The sequence below is a fragment of the Proteus sp. fly-1008 genome, from assembly GCF_040140305.1.
GTDB lineage: Bacteria > Pseudomonadota > Gammaproteobacteria > Enterobacterales > Enterobacteriaceae > Proteus > Proteus vulgaris_B.
This window is the reverse complement of record NZ_JBEEWH010000001.1, coordinates 842,528-858,781: the sequence shown is the minus strand read 5'-3', so window position 1 is coordinate 858,781 and position 16,254 is coordinate 842,528. Positions and strand designations below refer to the sequence as shown.

The following is a 16,254-nucleotide window of genomic DNA, read 5'->3' as shown; positions in this document are numbered from 1 at the left end:
ATTTGACCTTTATCTCAAAATTAAAATATTTTTATTTTATAAAATTTGTTCTTATTTTTAATATGCTGATTATTTCTTGTGTTCTTATTATTTATCTTTTTTCTTTAGTGATTGATTTTGTTTTGAAAATACAAAATTAGTAATTTTCTTTTTTATTTATATTATAATTATATGATGAAGTTATTATTCATTTGCAATGGAGTTTCCTTGGTAAATTAATTTTTTTATAAAATATATAATGTGTAAAAAATAAAATACATATTACTCTATATATGAGTTTATTAATTATGGAGTGATATAAATATGATTTGTAATATCAGTTTCAAAATAAAATTATTGGCTATTATATTATTTTCATCTACATATTCTTATGCCAATAATACCACTTTATTAGGTGGAAATAGTAAAGCAGATGGTAATGAATCGACAGCAGTTGGATATAATACGTGGGCACATTCAGACCAATCAACGGCAATTGGTGCTAATGCGGGTGCTGAAGGGATCAATGCAACTGCAATTGGACATAAAAGTACAGCAATTGGTGATAATGCATTGTCATTAGGAAGTGGAGCTATGGCAATTGGTGAAGGATCTCTTTCTATTGGCTCTCAGGCATATAGTGAAAATAAAGACGCCATTAGTATAGGAAAAGGTGCAATAAATAATGCTGAAAATGGTGTTATTTTAGGAAGTGGTAGCCGTCTTTCTAATAGTGCAGATAATTCTGTGATTATTGGAAGTAAGTCAACAGGAACAGCGAATAACGCAATTATATTAGGCGATAAAAGCAGTAATAATCGAGATAATACGCTATCGATAGGGAGTGATACAAATCAACGACAAATTATTAATGTTGCAGCAGGAACACAAGATACAGATGCTGTGAATGTTTCTCAGCTGAAAGAAGAGAAAAATAATATTCTAATTGAAGCTGATAAGCGCATTAATGACAATAATATTGTTATTAATGATAAAATTGAGCAAGAAAAAAATGCGTTACTCAAAGCAACCACAACTCAAATAAATGAAAATAATAAAGTAATACAAAATGATATTTCTAAAGCAAGTGAAGCTGTATTAAAACAAAGTGAATCTAAAGCAAAGGTATTAGCTGATGATGCAAATAAAAAATCAAATCAATATACCGATAGTAAAATAAAAGAACATCAAGATACTATTATTAATTATCTTAATGAAGAAAAAAATGAATTTTATCTTTATACTGAAGATAAGCTTTCAGAAATGAAAGCTGGTGTGGAATCTTATACTGATGATAAAGTCAATGATATAAAAGAAGGAATAGAAAAGCATACTAATAAAAAAATTAGTGAATCTGAAAGTAATATTAAAAATTACACAAATGATAGATTTATTGAAATTGAAAATAGTGGTAAAGAGTATACTGATTTTAAAGTTAATGAGCATGATGTAAAAATAGTTGAGCACATTGGTAATGTTAGAGATGAAATTACGATATCAACAGAAGGGAAAGTTAAAGCATCAGAAAAAAGTGCTAATAGTTATACGGATATAGAAATTAGTAAAATAGCATCAGGAATGGAGGGACTTATTGGTAAAAATAATGAAAAAATAACAAAGGAGCGTGAGAAGTATATTACTCAAAAGGGAAATGAGTATATTAATATCACTAACAACATTATTAGTGAGAGAGATGAATCGTTGAAGGAATATATCGAAAGATCAAAACATGACTCTATTTCTATTGCGAATGAGTATACCAATAATAAAATTAAGAACATCTTTATTGATAACGATATTGCACTGAAAAATATGGATAATAAAATTGATAAGGCAGATAAGAGAGCAAGTGCTGGTATTGCTTCCGTTGCAGCTATGGCGAATATTCCCTATGTGACGGCTCACACTTTTAGCTTAGGTGTGGGGGTTGGTAATTATCGAGATGCTAATGCACTTGCAACAGGCGCCCAGTATCAAATAACAGAAAGTGCCATTATTCGTGTTTCAGCTTCATGGAATACAGAAGATCGCGGCGTTGTGGGTGGTGGTATTTCTTATGGTTGGTAACTTTATGTTATATCGTGCCGTTTAGGCGTGAAGCTGAAATAGGGTTGTTATTTTTCTATTTATAAGCTGGCTTTTATGCTGTAGCTTTGAATAATAAAGATGACAACCTTTTTTATATTACGAGTAAATTATGATCTATCTTCATTCTGGCGGTGGTGTTTGTGAAAAGCAGATAAGAGTTAATCAGGCTGCAACAGATAAAGCGCAAGAAATAGCAGAAACTAAAATGAAATCTGTAGCAGAAATAGCCTCACCTGTTGATTTTCCAAATAAACTTGATGCTATAGGTGCAATATTGTTGATAGAGCCTTCAATTGAATTTGCTCAGGAAGTAGGGCGTAAATATTCACAGTTTATCGATATTGTGATTGCAGAGAGTTCTGATAAAGGAAAAAAATTAACTGTTTGTCAGATTGAATTCGCGGTAGTTAAAATCTGTGTTCTCTAGGTTTTGACTTAATGTAGTTATCCACATTAACTGTGGATAACTCTTGTCTTACATGTTATTAATCTTATTTGTTGTTGATTTTATTGAAAATTTTCTTTTGATTGAAAAATATCCATTTGAATTAATTATTTTAATATCTTGTTATTATTAAGAATAATTTACGACATAATAAAATCATGTACTTTTTAATTAAGGCAGGTAAAAAGAGGTATTTTACTCTTTATACGAAGCTATTTGTCGAATAATGGTGTGGGTTTACCGGCATTATCGACAGCGACAAAATTAAATTGGCCATGGATCACTTCTTCTCGTCCTTCTGCGTACATATCTTCCAGAAAAATAGAGACATTAACAGTTAAGCTAGTACGTCCAACACGAATAACTTCACCTACAAGTTCAATAATCGTACCTGATGGGATCGGGTGATTAAAGTTAATCTTTTCGGTTGAAACAGTCACTAGGCGTTTACGACTAAAGCGTGTGGCGGTAATAAATGAGACTTCGTCCATCCAAGCTAATGCAGTACCACCAAAGAGTGTAGAGTGATGATTAGTAGTGGTGGGAAAGATAACTTTAGAAACACGAGTAACTGAATTTTTGATTTTATCTTGCAGTTCAGGAGATAAGTCAGAGATAGACATAACAATAAAGCCTTCTTCTTTTTGATACTGTAGGGAAATATTCCCCACAGTATAAAATAGAGTAAATTGAAAGCAAAGTAGATGAATGGCTGATAATGTCGTCAGTAATTAAAAGGTAATTTCGCCTGCTAGAAAAAGAGTAGCATCACCTGTAAGTAGAATACGGCCATTTTTTAATTCACAGTCGATATTTCCACCTCGCTTTGAGACTTGTCTTGCATGTAATTGTTTTTTATTGAGCTTATCGCTCCAAATAGGAACTAAGACACAGTGAGACGTGCCAGTAACGGGATCTTCATTTACTCCTTTTACCGGTGCAAAGAAACGAGAAATAAAATCAAAAGGTTTATCTCCTTTTGCAGTAATAATAACGCCAGGTAAATCTAACTGTGCTATTTGAGAAAAATCAGGTTGATAATTAATCACTTGATCTGGTTCAGACAAAAAGCAAACATATCTATCACGCGCTTGCCAAACTTCATTGATGGTTAAATTAAGTTGTGTTTCTAGTTGTGATTTTATGCTGTTATTTAACGTCGCAGGAATGGTTGGAAAATCAAGCGTAAAAAATGAGTCTTGGCAAGAGACGGTGAGCTCACCTGAAAGTGAATGAAATTTAAATAAATTATCTGGAACGTGTTTAATCGTCTTTAATACAAATGCGGTGGCTAATGTGGCATGCCCACATAATGGTACTTCTATTTTGGGTGTAAACCAGCGAATGTGATTATCTACTAAAAAGGCGGTTTCAGGTAAATTAATCTCACTGGCAAGTGCAATTAAGGTGGCATCAGGCAACCATTCTTCCAACAAAATGACAGCTGCGGGGTTTCCTGAAAAAGGTGTAGAGGAAAAGGCATTAACATAATAAATAGGAAGAACAGTCATCGCATTACCTTAGTGATAAACTATCAATAAATAGAAGATAATGAGATTAAGTGTTTTAAATACTAGGTGCAATATATAAAAATCACCTTTAAATAACAGGGTATAAAAGTAAAAAGCCATGCCTAAAAGTAGATGAGGCATGGCTTCAGTAACGAGCAAGTGAAATTAAGCTTGTGCTTTCTCTTTGCTATCTGCGCTTTGTAAAATCTTACGAACTGGAATAATCAGTGCAGCAAGAACAATGGCACAAATAACCAGTGCGATAGAAACATGAGAGAAGAAATCAGGCATAACATCCAATTTGTCTGGACGAATATTCCCACCCATTAAACCAGCAGCTAAATTACCTAATGCGCTTGCACAGAACCATAATCCCATGACCTGCCCACGCATTCTTGCTGGGGCTAAAATAGTCATTGTGGCAAGGCCAATTGGGCTTAGACATAATTCACCTAATGTCAGCAATAAGATGCTACCAATCAACCAAAGTGGTGAAACGCCTTGTCCTGTTGCGATAACGCTCTCAGATGCAAACATCATGACGGTAAAGCCACCTGCTGCAAATAAAATACCAATCACGAATTTAGTGATGCTGCTTAAATTCATATTCTTACGTGCCATCATTGGCCATAACCAACTAAAGACAGGAGCAAGAACAATAATAAACAGCGCGTTTACAGACTGGAACCAAACTGCTGGGATCTCAAAGCCCATAAAGTTTAAGTCTGTATAGTCATTGGCAAATAAGTTAAATGATGTTGGCTTTTGTTCGAATGCAGACCAGAAAAGGGCGGCTGAAACCAATAAAAGGAAACAAACAAATAAGCGAGAACGATCACTACTACTTAATCCAGCGAATAGGAATAAATAGATAAAATAGGCGATAACACTACCAGAAATCACGTAGACCATAAAGTTAGCCACAGCAACTGGGTTAAAAGGAATAACACCAGAAATAATAAGGCCAACAATTGCCATAAGAACGACAGATAACGCTAAAACCCATTGACCGACATTACGACGAACAACCGTTGGGCGATCCCAGCTTGAATCTAAACCAACTTCGCTATCAAAACGACGCATGGTCGGTACGGCGTAAAAGCGGAAAATCAGTAACGCAACAAGCATACCAATCCCACCGATACCAAAGCCCCAATGCCAGCCATAATCACGTACTAAGAAACCCGTGATGAGTGGTGCAATAAATGAGCCCATATTGATACCCATATAAAATAAGGAAAATCCACCATCACGGCGAGTATCATCCCTTTTATATAAGGTTCCTACCATCACTGTGACACAGGTTTTAAATAACCCTGTACCTAATACAATCAGTAATAAACCGATAAAGAACAGATCTTGTGACCAAAACGCAGAAAGTGCGATGGATAGGTGCCCTAATGCGATAAAGATAGAGCCATACCATACAGCTAGGCGTTGACCTAACCAGTTATCAGCGAGCCAACCTCCAGGTAGCGATGTTAAATAAACACCACCGGCGAAAATACCCACAATAGCAGAAGCCTGCTCTCTGGGGATTTCCATGCCACCCTCATAAACGGTTGCCGCCATAAATAGAATTAATAATGGGCGAATACCATAGAAAGAAAAGCGTTCCCACATTTCAGTGAAGAAAAGGGAGCTTAATGGATATGGGTGGCCAAAGAAAGTTCGGCTAGATTTTGAGTGAGTAGATTGCATCTTAAATTCCCAAAAAAAACCTCTACAGGTCGTTTGCAAGTAAAAAGAACAAAATATTAGCAAGTGATGAAACAAAACTATTTCATTCTGTTATCAGTATTCACTGCATTTAATTAATATATTTTTAACATACTTTTGTCAGAATTTAGTGACTAAAAGTATATTTAATACTTTATAAACCATTTTTTGGTGCAAAAGTCGATAAAAATCTCATTTTGCAATAGTTAACCTTGCAATTTTTTGAAAAAAGAGGACAAGAAAGTTTTAGAGGTCTTAACAAATGGGTGTTAAGAATGTTCTTAATAAACAATAAATTACAAAAAATAGAATAAAAAAAGTAACAATTAGGCCTTTAAATGTAAAAGTGTAATTTTTTGAAGAAAAAAAACTATTAACTGATCTTATTTGTGGATTTTTTGACTACTTTTCTTGTGGCGTTCTAAAGCTTAACCAAGAATAAATTAGATTAAAAAAGACAACAGCTGCGGTGAAATAAAAAACAGCTCTAAATCCATAGCTTGCAGCAACAAAAGCACCCATTAACGGTCCTGTAACATTTCCAACATCTCTTAGTGCTTGGTTATAACTAAAAATTCGACCAGCAATAGCAGGGGTAATGTTATAGAGAATAAGCGTTTGTACTGCAGGTAACATGGCCGCATTAACTGCGCCAAGTAAAAATCGTAACGCACCAAGTTCCCAATAATTACTGACCAGCGCCATTGGAATTAACATAAAAATAGAGAGCCCGAGGGTAAAAATAAGGACTTTATCAGGGCCAATTCGGTCGCCTAGCTTACCAAAGCGAGGGGCGCTAATAAGTGCAGCAATACCAGGTACAGAGGCAACAACGCCACTGATAAAGGCAAGGTTACTGACCGATCCTGTTAATTCACGGATATAAAGTGTCAAAATAGGCGTAACAGAGCCCGTTGCCACTTGTATGATCATTGTGGTGAAAAATAGACATACAACGAGTCTTTTGTTTTTAAGTGATGAAAAAACTTGTTTTGTGGTTAATGCGTCTTTTTTAGAAACAGGCGTGAAGTTTTCACTCACAAAAAAGAGGGTGACTAAAAAACAAATAAATAAAACCGCTGAAGTAATAAAGAATACAGGGCGCAAACCATAGAGGTCAGCAAGCATCCCTCCAATTAAAGGACCAATTAAAGCGCCACTTACGGCACCTGTTGAAAGGGTCCCTAATGCCCAACCACTTTTTTTGACAGGAACTTGAGTTGCAATTAATGCGTTAGCATTAGGAACAAAGCCACCTAATACACCTAGCAAGGCACGTAATACCAATAATTGCCATATATTTTGTGCAAAACCAATTAATACCATGACGATGGCCATGCCAAGGGCAGAGCGTAATAGCATTAATTTTCGACCTTTCCTATCAGATAATTTTCCCCAGAAAGGGGCGGCGATAGCAGAAAAAAGAAAAGTAATACTAAATGCTACACCCGTCCAAAGGTTAAGTTCTTCATGATCGGTTATACCTAATTCTTCAACATATAAAGGAAGAAAAGGCATAATCAAACTAAAACCTGCGCCAGTTAGAAAACAACCAAACCAGACAATATAAAGATTACGTTTCCAAGAATTATTTCGGGGCTTGAGATCCATGTTACTCCTTTAGCCGAGAACGAGAGAGTAAACCAAGAAAATAGGCTGAACATAACCGTAGTGACGTTGAATATTATGACAACGCATCGGTTTTCTTATTTATAGTGAATAAGAATATAGCCATGATACAGAATAAGTGCGATAGGTCTTGCTCTTATAATGTTTTTTGCAGGAGTTTACAGCGTGTGCTGTTGTTGATTTTATTATTGTTGTATCAGCGTGTTGTCATATTACAAAGTGGCTGCTTTGGAATAAAACAGCCACTTTGTAATTAATGTACTTTCTTTATTTCGTTATATAAAGAAGCATCACCTTCTGGGCGGGTTTTAAAGCGGCGATGCAGCCACATATATTGGTCTGGCGCACGTAAAATCTCTTGTTCAACCACTTTATTCATCGCTTTAGCAGTATTTTCCTCATTATCAACGGGGAAATCAGCAACAGCCGGAGAAATAATTAGCTCATAACCCTTACCTTCAGGTAAGCGTTTGGGTGTAAATGGAATTAATGCAGGTTTGCTGGTTCTTGCCAGAATATAAGTTCCTGTTGTTGTTGCCGCTTTATCAACAGCAAACAAAGGTACAAAAACGCTTTTCCGTGGACCATAATCATGGTCAGGTGCATACCAAACAATTTCACCCGCTTTTAAACTACGTATCATGCCTTTGACATCTTTTCTGTCGATCATCGATTTATTTGAGCGTAATCGACCCCATGTTTGTAGCCAGTCCATAACAGGGTTATCGTTAGGGCGGTAAACACCAATTCCTGGGTTATAGATACCAAAAATACGAGCACCCAGTTCAAGAGTAAGAAAATGTATCCCAATAAGTAAGATGCCTTTCCCAGTTTCATGCACTTTGGAAATATTTTCAATCCCGCTGACTTTAAACCAGCGCTTAACTCGCCAATCTGGCCAAAACCACGCCATACCAGTTTCGAATAATCCCATACCAACGGATTCGAAATTTTTATTAACTAGGGCTTCTCGCTCACTTTTTGGCATTTGTGGAAAACAAAGTTCAAGATTTCGTTCCGCTATTTGGAGTCGTTTTTTTAAAAAAACTTTAGAGAAACGGCCTAGGCGTGTACCTAGCCAATAAATGACAGGATAAGGAAGCAGAACCAGAATATAGAGTAATCCGATCCCAAACCAAGTCAGCCAATACTTAGGCTGCAAAAATGATTTTTTAAATGGAGGTGACTTTATCATAAGCCTATCTATTTACTATTTTTCCAATGAATATCTTATATTGTGACACTTTTTGGCGCAGATAAGAAATTTTGTCATAAATTAGGTGAAATTATTTCAATGCCTTGTAATGCAGTCACCAATTCAGCAATATTTTTTGCGGCCATTTTATCCATCACTTTGGCTCGATGAACTTCAACAGTTCTTATTGAAACACAAGCAACTTCAGCGATTTCTCGGTTCATTAAACCTTGAATAACATAATAAGCAATGTCTTTTTCTCTTGGGGTTAATGATGCATAGCGACGACGAATATCATGTGCTGTAAAACGGATATTTGTTTCAAGAAATGCGGCATCTAAGGCAGATAGCAGTGCATTGCTATCAACGGGTTTTTGTAAAAAATCAATAGCTCCCTTTTTGATCTCCTCCACAGCCATAGGAATATCACCATGGCCCGTTAAAAAAATCACAGAAAGTGTGCTGTGCTTATCAATTAAATGCTGGTGGACTTGTCTACCGTCAGGTTTTGGCATCCGCATATCTAATAGCACAACCCCTTGTTGATAGAGATTGACATTGTTGATAAAAAATTCGCTATCATTCCAAACATGGGCTGAATAACCTAAGCTTTCTAATAAAAACTGACAAGCATCAGTGACTGCAAGATCATCATCCACAAGGTGAATAGTGGGCATTTTTTCTCCGTTATTTATTTTTATTAGGGAAAATAAGTGTGATTTTTAATCCGATATTATTTTGCTCATTTTGTTGATTTTCAATGTGAATATCCGCACCTTGAGAAAGTAGTAATCGTTGGCAAATCACTAAACCTAATCCAAGCCCTTCCGTTTTTGTTGTTTGGAATGGAGAAAAAGGTTGTTCAAGCTGACTATGACTCATTCCGCCTGCATCATCTTCAATAACGACAAGCAATCTATCCGGTGCTTTGTGTGTACTTATCTTCAAGTGTTTCGCACCTGCTTGCAGGCTATTGGTGATTAAATTAGATAAAATTTGCTCTAATAAGGTTTCAGGTAAACACAGAGTATCATGCTCATCAACATTGGTTTTCAGTGAAACTTGTGGGTATTTTTCTTCTACACGTAAAAGTTTCCAAATATGGTGGATACACTCAGCGATATTCTGATGAGAAAGCGTAATTGTATCTGTGTTAGGTGTCTGTTTTCCAACCCATAAACGTAGATTTCTAATGATATCAGCACCGCGTTGTGCTTGTTTGTCTATTTGTTGCAATGCAGGTAATAGCGGGTGTGACTCATTTTCTTTTTTAAGACGAATAACACTACCTTGTGCATAACTTTTTATGGCAGAAAGAGGCTGATTAAGTTCGTGGGCAAATCCTGAAGCCATCTCCCCCAATATATTTAAGCGTTGAGCATGTTCTAATTCTTCTTTTTGCTGCCTTAATCGATTATGTGCATGCTCTAATTGTTGACTGCGACGTCTTACTAAATAACTAATCCACACTTGGTTTAAAATAAGAAAAAGAATAGCCGCCAACGAAAGACCAATAATAAATTGGTGTTGGATTGCCCAGCTTTTTGCATCTTGCCAAAGTTGTCGTTGTCGAGGATGTTGGTTGACTTCTCTGAGTAAGTTTTCAACTTGTGTATGTGACGCAGGGGCTCCCCATTTCATGGGTTTACTGTCATCTGTGAGTAAAATGCGAGTTACTTTATCAACTAACTCATCAGGCACAGTGTCTAATGCGGCGAATGACCAATTAGGATATAGGGGGGTACTGGTTAAACACGGCGTATTAGTTTGATAGGAAATCACTGGACGATAATCACTTTTTCGAATCAACCCCTCATTATCCATATTTTCTAGTAGGCAGACGGGAATAATTGCCGCGTTAATATCTTCATCTCGTAAGAGATAAAGCAAGGCATCAGCAGGAAAACCGGTGAAACGTAATGTGAAATCTTTATCGGGATCAATACCTTCTTCGCGTAGTGCTTTATAACCTAAAAGATAACCACCAAAAGCATCAGGAGCAATGGCACCCACACGCTTTCCTATTAGCTCGTGAACAGACGTAATTGGGCTGTCATTACGAACTAAAATCAGGCTACCAATCACATTTCGTGTTGTGTTATCAGGCTCATAACCAGAGCGTAAAGAGAGCAACCAGCGTAATGGAAAAGCATTATCTAATTGGATAAATTGCGCAGGGTTTGTTAGCAAGAAATCAACATTTTTTTTCGCTACTGCTAGCTTCATTTCTTCCAGATTTAAGGGAACTAACACAAAATTTTCTGAAGGAAATTGTTCATTTAATGTTTGAACAAGAGGCAACCAGTGTCTTTGTGTTGAAGCATCACCCCGTAAAGCTAAGACGCCAATGCTCCACTCTTTTGCAATGGCATGTAGAGGTAGTACAAAAAAGAGTAGCAATAATCCGATACTTACTGCTTTTCTTATCCCAATTGTCTGTTTTATCGTCATAAATATCTAATGTTAAATATTGTTTTGGATCAAGTTCATACCCAGTATGTGGTAAACCACAATAGGTGTTGTCTTCAGTAATTTTTACAATGCTCTTATAACAAAACACATACTTTTTACTTTCTATTTCCTTCACTCATTGTGAGATTGTGTTGTTGAGTGATGCTGGAGACAAATATGGATCTTGGAAAACGAAAATTTCTACAACAATTAGGGGTCCTTACTGCGGGTGCTTCACTGGTTCCTTTAGCTGAAGCCGGCATTAAATTATCACCTGAGCGTCGTGAAGGCTCGGAAGATAAACGCTATGGCATGCTGATTGATTTACGCCGTTGTGTAGGATGCCAGTCCTGTACTGTGAGCTGTAATATTGAAAATCAAACACCCCAAGGGCAATTTAGGACGACAGTAAACCAATATCAGGTTGCTATCAAGGGGCAAGAAGGGATAACTAACGTCTTGCTACCTAGATTATGTAATCATTGTGATGAACCGCCTTGTGTCCCAGTTTGCCCTGTCCAAGCAACTTTCCAACGTAAAGATGGCATTGTTGTTGTTGATAATGAACGTTGTGTTGGTTGTGCTTATTGTGTTCAAGCATGTCCTTACGATGCACGTTTTATTAATCACTCAACACAAACTGCGGATAAATGCACTTTCTGTGCGCATCGCCTTGAAGTCGGTTTATTGCCAGCCTGTGTCGAATCTTGTGTTGGTGGCGCACGTATTATTGGTGATATGAAAGATCCTAATAGCACTATCAGCAAAATGCTGCGTACACATGAAAAAGAGCTGAAAGTATTAAAACCAGAAAGTGGCACATTGCCACAAGTTTTCTATCTCGGCCTCGATGATGCATTTGTACAACCGTTAGCAGGTCAAGGACAACCAGCATTATGGCAGCAGGAGGTTCACTCATGATCTCGCAAGTCTCTCAAATTCAAGAAGTCATGGCGATCCCGCAAGAATATTTTTGGTTGCCTTGGGCTGTGCAGTATTTCTTTTTTATTGGTATTGCTTGCAGTGCAACACTTTACGCCTGTTGGCAGTGTTGGAAAGGCCGAGCCGGTAATCAACGTTTAGAAGCTGTTGCGGTATTTATTGCAGTAACCGCGGGTATTACAGCACCGCTTGCTTTAACTGCAGATTTACACCAGACCGCGCGTGTATGGCACTTTTATGCTTATCCAACACCGTGGTCGTGGATGGCATGGGGTTCAATATTACTGCCATTATTCTCGGCGTTTAGCATGCTTTACTTTGCGGCAATGGTTGTTCGCTTAGTGTGGAAACGTGAATATAAATTAACACGTTGGGTTGCATTAGCTTGCTCATTAACTGCAATTGGTTTGCTGTTATATACAGGGCGCGAAGCCTCTATCTTAAAAGCAAGACCTGTGCTGTATACCTATTGGTTACCGATCCTTCTGTTCTTTAGTGCAATGCAAGTACTACCAACATTGTTGGCATTAGGAACGCGCCGTGAACCTATACATCAACGTGAATTAGCGATGTGGTTTGTAAGTTCATTAATGTTATTAGCAGTATGTACGGGTTTTTGGGTTGCTGGCGATACTATTTCAGGTCAAGCCATTAGACAACAATTAGCAATGGGAAGTCTTGGCTGGTGGAGTGCTATGGGCGTTATCGTACTATGGGTTATCTCTGTTGCGATGGGACTTTTGATGGCAAAACAAGCCCGTTCGGTTGCATTTATTACCATGATGGCATTTGTATCAATGGGGCTTGCGTGGGTATTACGCTGGTTAATGTTGATGGGTGCGCAGTATCTTCCAAAATATAACATTATTACAAATCCTTATGAGTTTACGCTAGGCAATGATGGACTGATGGCAATCGTTGGAACATTTGGATTGTGGATAGCGTTAACCATCATCTTTAGAGAAAGTATTCGTTGGGTTGTCAGGAGAGTGCAGCATGGCTAAATTTACAAGACGTCAATGGCTTAAAGGTGGATTAGTTATCGGTGGTATTGCCGCATTTGCTGCCAGCTACCGTGATGTTGCTAAACGTGCCGTAGATGGTTTAGTTGATGGCACATCGGGTAAAGTGACACTTGATAGGATCAATGGTAACTCGTTATTACCTGAAGGTAAGGTTGTTAAAGAGAGCAATTGGCAAGCGAATACTGATCAATCTGTTTGTATGACCCAATGTTTTGGTTGTTGGACGCAATGCGGTGTTCGTGCTCGTGTTGATCGAGCAAACAATAAAGTATTACGTATTGCTGGTAACCCTTATCATCCACTTTCTCATGATCATCATTTTGGCTACAACATGCCAATTAAAGAAGCATTTGAAAAAATGGGGGGTGAAAGTGGGTTAGAAAATCGCTCTACGGCTTGTGCGCGTGGTGCAACCATGATGGAAAGCCTTGATAGCCCAACTCGCATTCTTGAGCCGATGAAACGAGTCGGTAAACGGGGTGAAGGTAAATGGAAACGCATTAGCTTTGAACAATTGATCCAAGAAATTGTTGAAGGCGGTGATTTGTTTGGAGAAGGTCATGTTGATGGTTTACGTGCGATCCGTGATTTAGATACTCTTATTGATCCCAAACAACCCTCATTAGGCCCTAAAGCTAACCAATTATTAATGACAAATGCGGGTGATGATGGGCGTGATACGTTTATTCGTCGCTTTGCTCAAAACTCATTTGGTAGTAAAAACTTTGGTGCTCATGGCTCTTATTGTGGATTAGCGTATCGTGCTGGTTCTGGTGCGTTAATGAACGATTTAGATAAAAACGCCCACGTTAAACCAGATTGGGATTACGTTGAATTTGCACTGTTCTTAGGAACATCACCAGCACAATCAGGTAACCCATTTAAGCGCCAAGGTCGCCAATTAGCTAATGCACGTATTCGTGACTCGTTTAATTATGTGGTTGTTGCACCTGCTTTACCGTTAACAACAACATTAGCTAACGATCATGGGCATTGGGTTCCTGTTCAACCAGGAACGGATGCCGCTTTAGTGATGGGAATGATCCGCTGGATCATTGAAAATAAGCGCTACAATGCAGACTATCTGTCAGTGCCAAGCGAAGTTTCAATGAAAAATGTGGGTGAGAAGAGCTGGACAAATGCGACTCACCTTGTGATCAGTGATGAAAAACATCCACTTTCAGGACAAATGCTCACCACGGCACATTTTAATGATATTGCTGAGGGGGAAGAGCAAAACTTAGTGTTATCACTAGATGGTGAATTAGTTCCTGCGACACAAGTCGATAAAGCACAATTATTTGCTACGCATAAAGTCACTTTAAAAACAGGCGCTGAAGTGACGGTAAAATCAAGTTTCCAATTACTTGATGAAGCGGCTAAACGTATGACACTGGCTGAATATAGCGAGCGTTGTAAAGTACCAGAAACGACCATTGCTGCATTAGGCCGTGAATTCACCGCTTATGGACGAAAAGCTGCTGTTATCTCTCATGGCGGTATGATGGGAGGAAATGGTTTTTATACTGCTTGGAGCGTGATCATGCTCAATGCACTAATAGGTAACTTAAACCTTAAAGGTGGGGTATCTGTTGGTGGCGGTAAATTTAATGGTGCAACAGATGGCCCTTGTTACAAAATGGATAGCTTTAAGGGTAAAGTGAAGCCAAAAGGTATGGTGTTATCGCGTAGTAAAGCAGCCTATGAAAAATCCGATGAATATCGTGAGCGTGTAGAGAAAGGGGAATCTCCATATCCGGCAAAAGCGCCTTGGTATCCGTTTGCAGCAGGGCAATTAACTGAGCAACTAGGTTCTGCATTAGCGGGTTATCCTTATTCATTAAAAGCATGGATCACGAATATGACCAATCCTGTTTATGGGATCGCTGGTATTCGTCAAGTAATGGAAGAGCGTCTTAAAGATCCGAAGCATTTGCCTTTAATTATCGGCATTGATGCCTTTATGAATGAAACAACCGCGCTGGCAGACTATATCGTGCCTGATACTCACAATTTTGAAAGTTGGGGATTTAGTGCGCCTTGGTCTGGTGTTCAAGTGAAAGCAAGTACCGCACGTTGGCCGATTATTGAACCTCGAGTTGCTAAAACAGCGGAAGGCCAACCAATCTCAATGGAAACATTCTGTATTGCTGTTGCCAAAGCCTTAGATTTACCCGGTTTTGGTGATAAAGCTATTGAAGATATGGATGGAAATTTCTATCCAATCAACAGTGCAGAAGATTACTATTTACGTGTTGCGGCTAATATGGCTTTTATGGGTGAAAAACCGGTTGCACCTGCAACTAATGAAGATATTTTACTGAGTGGTGTTGATCGAATTTTGCCAGCAATAACTTCCACATTAAAAAATGAAGAAGTATTGCGTGTTGCATATATTTACACCCGTGGCGGTCGTTTTGCTCCTTATGACAAAGCATGGAATGGTGATGAAACTGGACCTCAGTGGAAGAAACCATTACAAATTTGGAATGAGGAAGTTGCGAAAAATCATCATGCAATAACGGGTGAGCGTTATAGTGGTTGCCCAACTTATTATCCACCACGTCTTTCAGATGGTAGTGATATTCACCAGCACTATCCTGAAAATCAATGGCCATTAAAACTAATGTCCTTTAAGTCTCATGTCGTGAGTAGCTCTACGGGTATGATACAACGTTTACGAATGGTGAAACCGAGTAATTTGGTCGCAATTAATCCTCAAGATGGTAAAAAATGGGGAGTTAATCATGGTGATAAGGTTCGTATTGTAACACCTGGTGGGCAAGTTGAAGCTGAGATTAGTTTACTCGATGGTGTGATGCCAGGTGTTTTAGCGATTGAACATGGTTATGGGCATCAAGAATTAGGCTCTCGTCAACATTACTTAGATGAACAACCTTTACCGATGGATAAAGATATTGGTAATGGTATCAATCTTAATGATTTAGGGTTTGCTGATCCAACAAGAGAGATAACCAATACTTGGTTAGACTGGGTATCTGGTGCCTCTGTTCGTCAAGGTTTACCTGCTAAAATTGAACGTATCGCTTAATTATTTGCCTTGAACTTTAATCTATCACTTCACTCTTTAAGATGGAGAGTGAAGTGATAACAAAGTGAATAGTTTTTTATATTATAAAATATACATAATATTAGTTTAATTGTTTTAATATCATATGTACCCTACATACATAGTATTATAATGAATTTAAGGTGGCCAACACGCTTATTCGTCACCATGTTTACAGAGAGTAATAATAGGAATCGGAC

The 16,254-nt window shown here is 37.9% G+C and carries 12 protein-coding genes; 5 read left to right on the top strand and 7 right to left on the bottom strand.

Annotated elements, in window-relative coordinates; genetic code table 11:
• Positions 1-303: 303 nt before the first annotated feature.
• On the top strand, positions 304-2,046 hold the full coding sequence (locus tag ABN256_RS03995) for a YadA-like family protein (RefSeq protein ID WP_197269040.1): 1,743 nt from the start codon (positions 304-306) through the stop codon (positions 2,044-2,046).
• 130 nt (positions 2,047-2,176) lie between these two features.
• Positions 2,177-2,494 (top strand): hypothetical protein, encoded by a 318-nt coding sequence (locus ABN256_RS03990; RefSeq protein WP_197269041.1) that lies wholly within the window; start codon positions 2,177-2,179, stop codon positions 2,492-2,494.
• A gap of 230 nt (positions 2,495-2,724) precedes the next feature.
• Here the strand turns inward: ABN256_RS03990 and ABN256_RS03985 are convergent, their stop codons facing one another.
• The 7 genes from ABN256_RS03985 to ttrS all read right to left on the bottom strand — a co-directional run bounded on the left by ABN256_RS03985 (position 2,725) and on the right by ttrS (position 11,017).
• A complete protein-coding gene (locus ABN256_RS03985) occupies positions 2,725-3,135 on the bottom strand; it encodes an acyl-CoA thioesterase (RefSeq protein WP_072068555.1) in 411 nt (136 codons plus the stop codon).
• 108 nt (positions 3,136-3,243) lie between these two features.
• Positions 3,244-4,023, bottom strand: coding sequence for a PhzF family phenazine biosynthesis protein (locus ABN256_RS03980; protein WP_340893390.1), 780 nt, complete (start codon positions 4,021-4,023; stop codon positions 3,244-3,246).
• 165 nt (positions 4,024-4,188) lie between these two features.
• Positions 4,189-5,724 carry a peptide MFS transporter gene (locus ABN256_RS03975; protein ID WP_115349994.1) on the bottom strand — a complete coding sequence of 512 codons (1,536 nt, stop codon included), beginning with the start codon at positions 5,722-5,724 and terminating at the stop codon, positions 4,189-4,191.
• Between the two features lie 420 nt (positions 5,725-6,144).
• Positions 6,145-7,353: a multidrug efflux MFS transporter MdtG gene (gene mdtG / locus ABN256_RS03970; protein ID WP_072068552.1), complete on the bottom strand. Its 1,209-nt coding sequence runs from the start codon at positions 7,351-7,353 to the stop codon at positions 6,145-6,147.
• A gap of 271 nt (positions 7,354-7,624) precedes the next feature.
• Entirely contained in the window at positions 7,625-8,566 is a 942-nt protein-coding gene (locus ABN256_RS03965) for a Kdo(2)-lipid IV(A) acyltransferase (RefSeq protein ID WP_196553724.1), read from the bottom strand.
• Positions 8,567-8,640: 74 nt separating this feature from the next.
• Positions 8,641-9,243 carry a tetrathionate respiration response regulator TtrR gene (gene ttrR / locus ABN256_RS03960; protein ID WP_072068550.1) on the bottom strand — a complete coding sequence of 201 codons (603 nt, stop codon included), beginning with the start codon at positions 9,241-9,243 and terminating at the stop codon, positions 8,641-8,643.
• A 10-nt stretch (positions 9,244-9,253) separates the two neighbouring features.
• Positions 9,254-11,017, bottom strand: a complete 1,764-nt coding sequence (ttrS, locus tag ABN256_RS03955) for a tetrathionate respiration histidine kinase TtrS (protein WP_072068549.1) — start codon at positions 11,015-11,017, stop codon at positions 9,254-9,256.
• A gap of 177 nt (positions 11,018-11,194) precedes the next feature.
• Between ttrS and ttrB the strand changes: the two genes are divergently transcribed.
• The 3 genes from ttrB to ttrA are packed head-to-tail and all read left to right on the top strand — an operon-like array spanning position 11,195 to position 16,036.
• The gene (gene ttrB, locus ABN256_RS03950) at positions 11,195-11,938 is read left to right on the top strand and encodes a tetrathionate reductase subunit TtrB (protein ID WP_072068548.1); all 744 of its coding nucleotides are present in this window, start codon (positions 11,195-11,197) and stop codon (positions 11,936-11,938) included.
• The gene (gene ttrC, locus ABN256_RS03945) at positions 11,935-12,963 is read left to right on the top strand and encodes a tetrathionate reductase subunit TtrC (RefSeq protein WP_196553723.1); all 1,029 of its coding nucleotides are present in this window, start codon (positions 11,935-11,937) and stop codon (positions 12,961-12,963) included. Before ttrB ends, ttrC begins: the two co-directional genes overlap by 4 nt.
• Entirely contained in the window at positions 12,956-16,036 is a 3,081-nt protein-coding gene (ttrA, locus tag ABN256_RS03940; RefSeq protein WP_197269046.1) for a tetrathionate reductase subunit TtrA, read from the top strand. Before ttrC ends, ttrA begins: the two co-directional genes overlap by 8 nt.
• Positions 16,037-16,254: the final 218 nt, after the last annotated feature.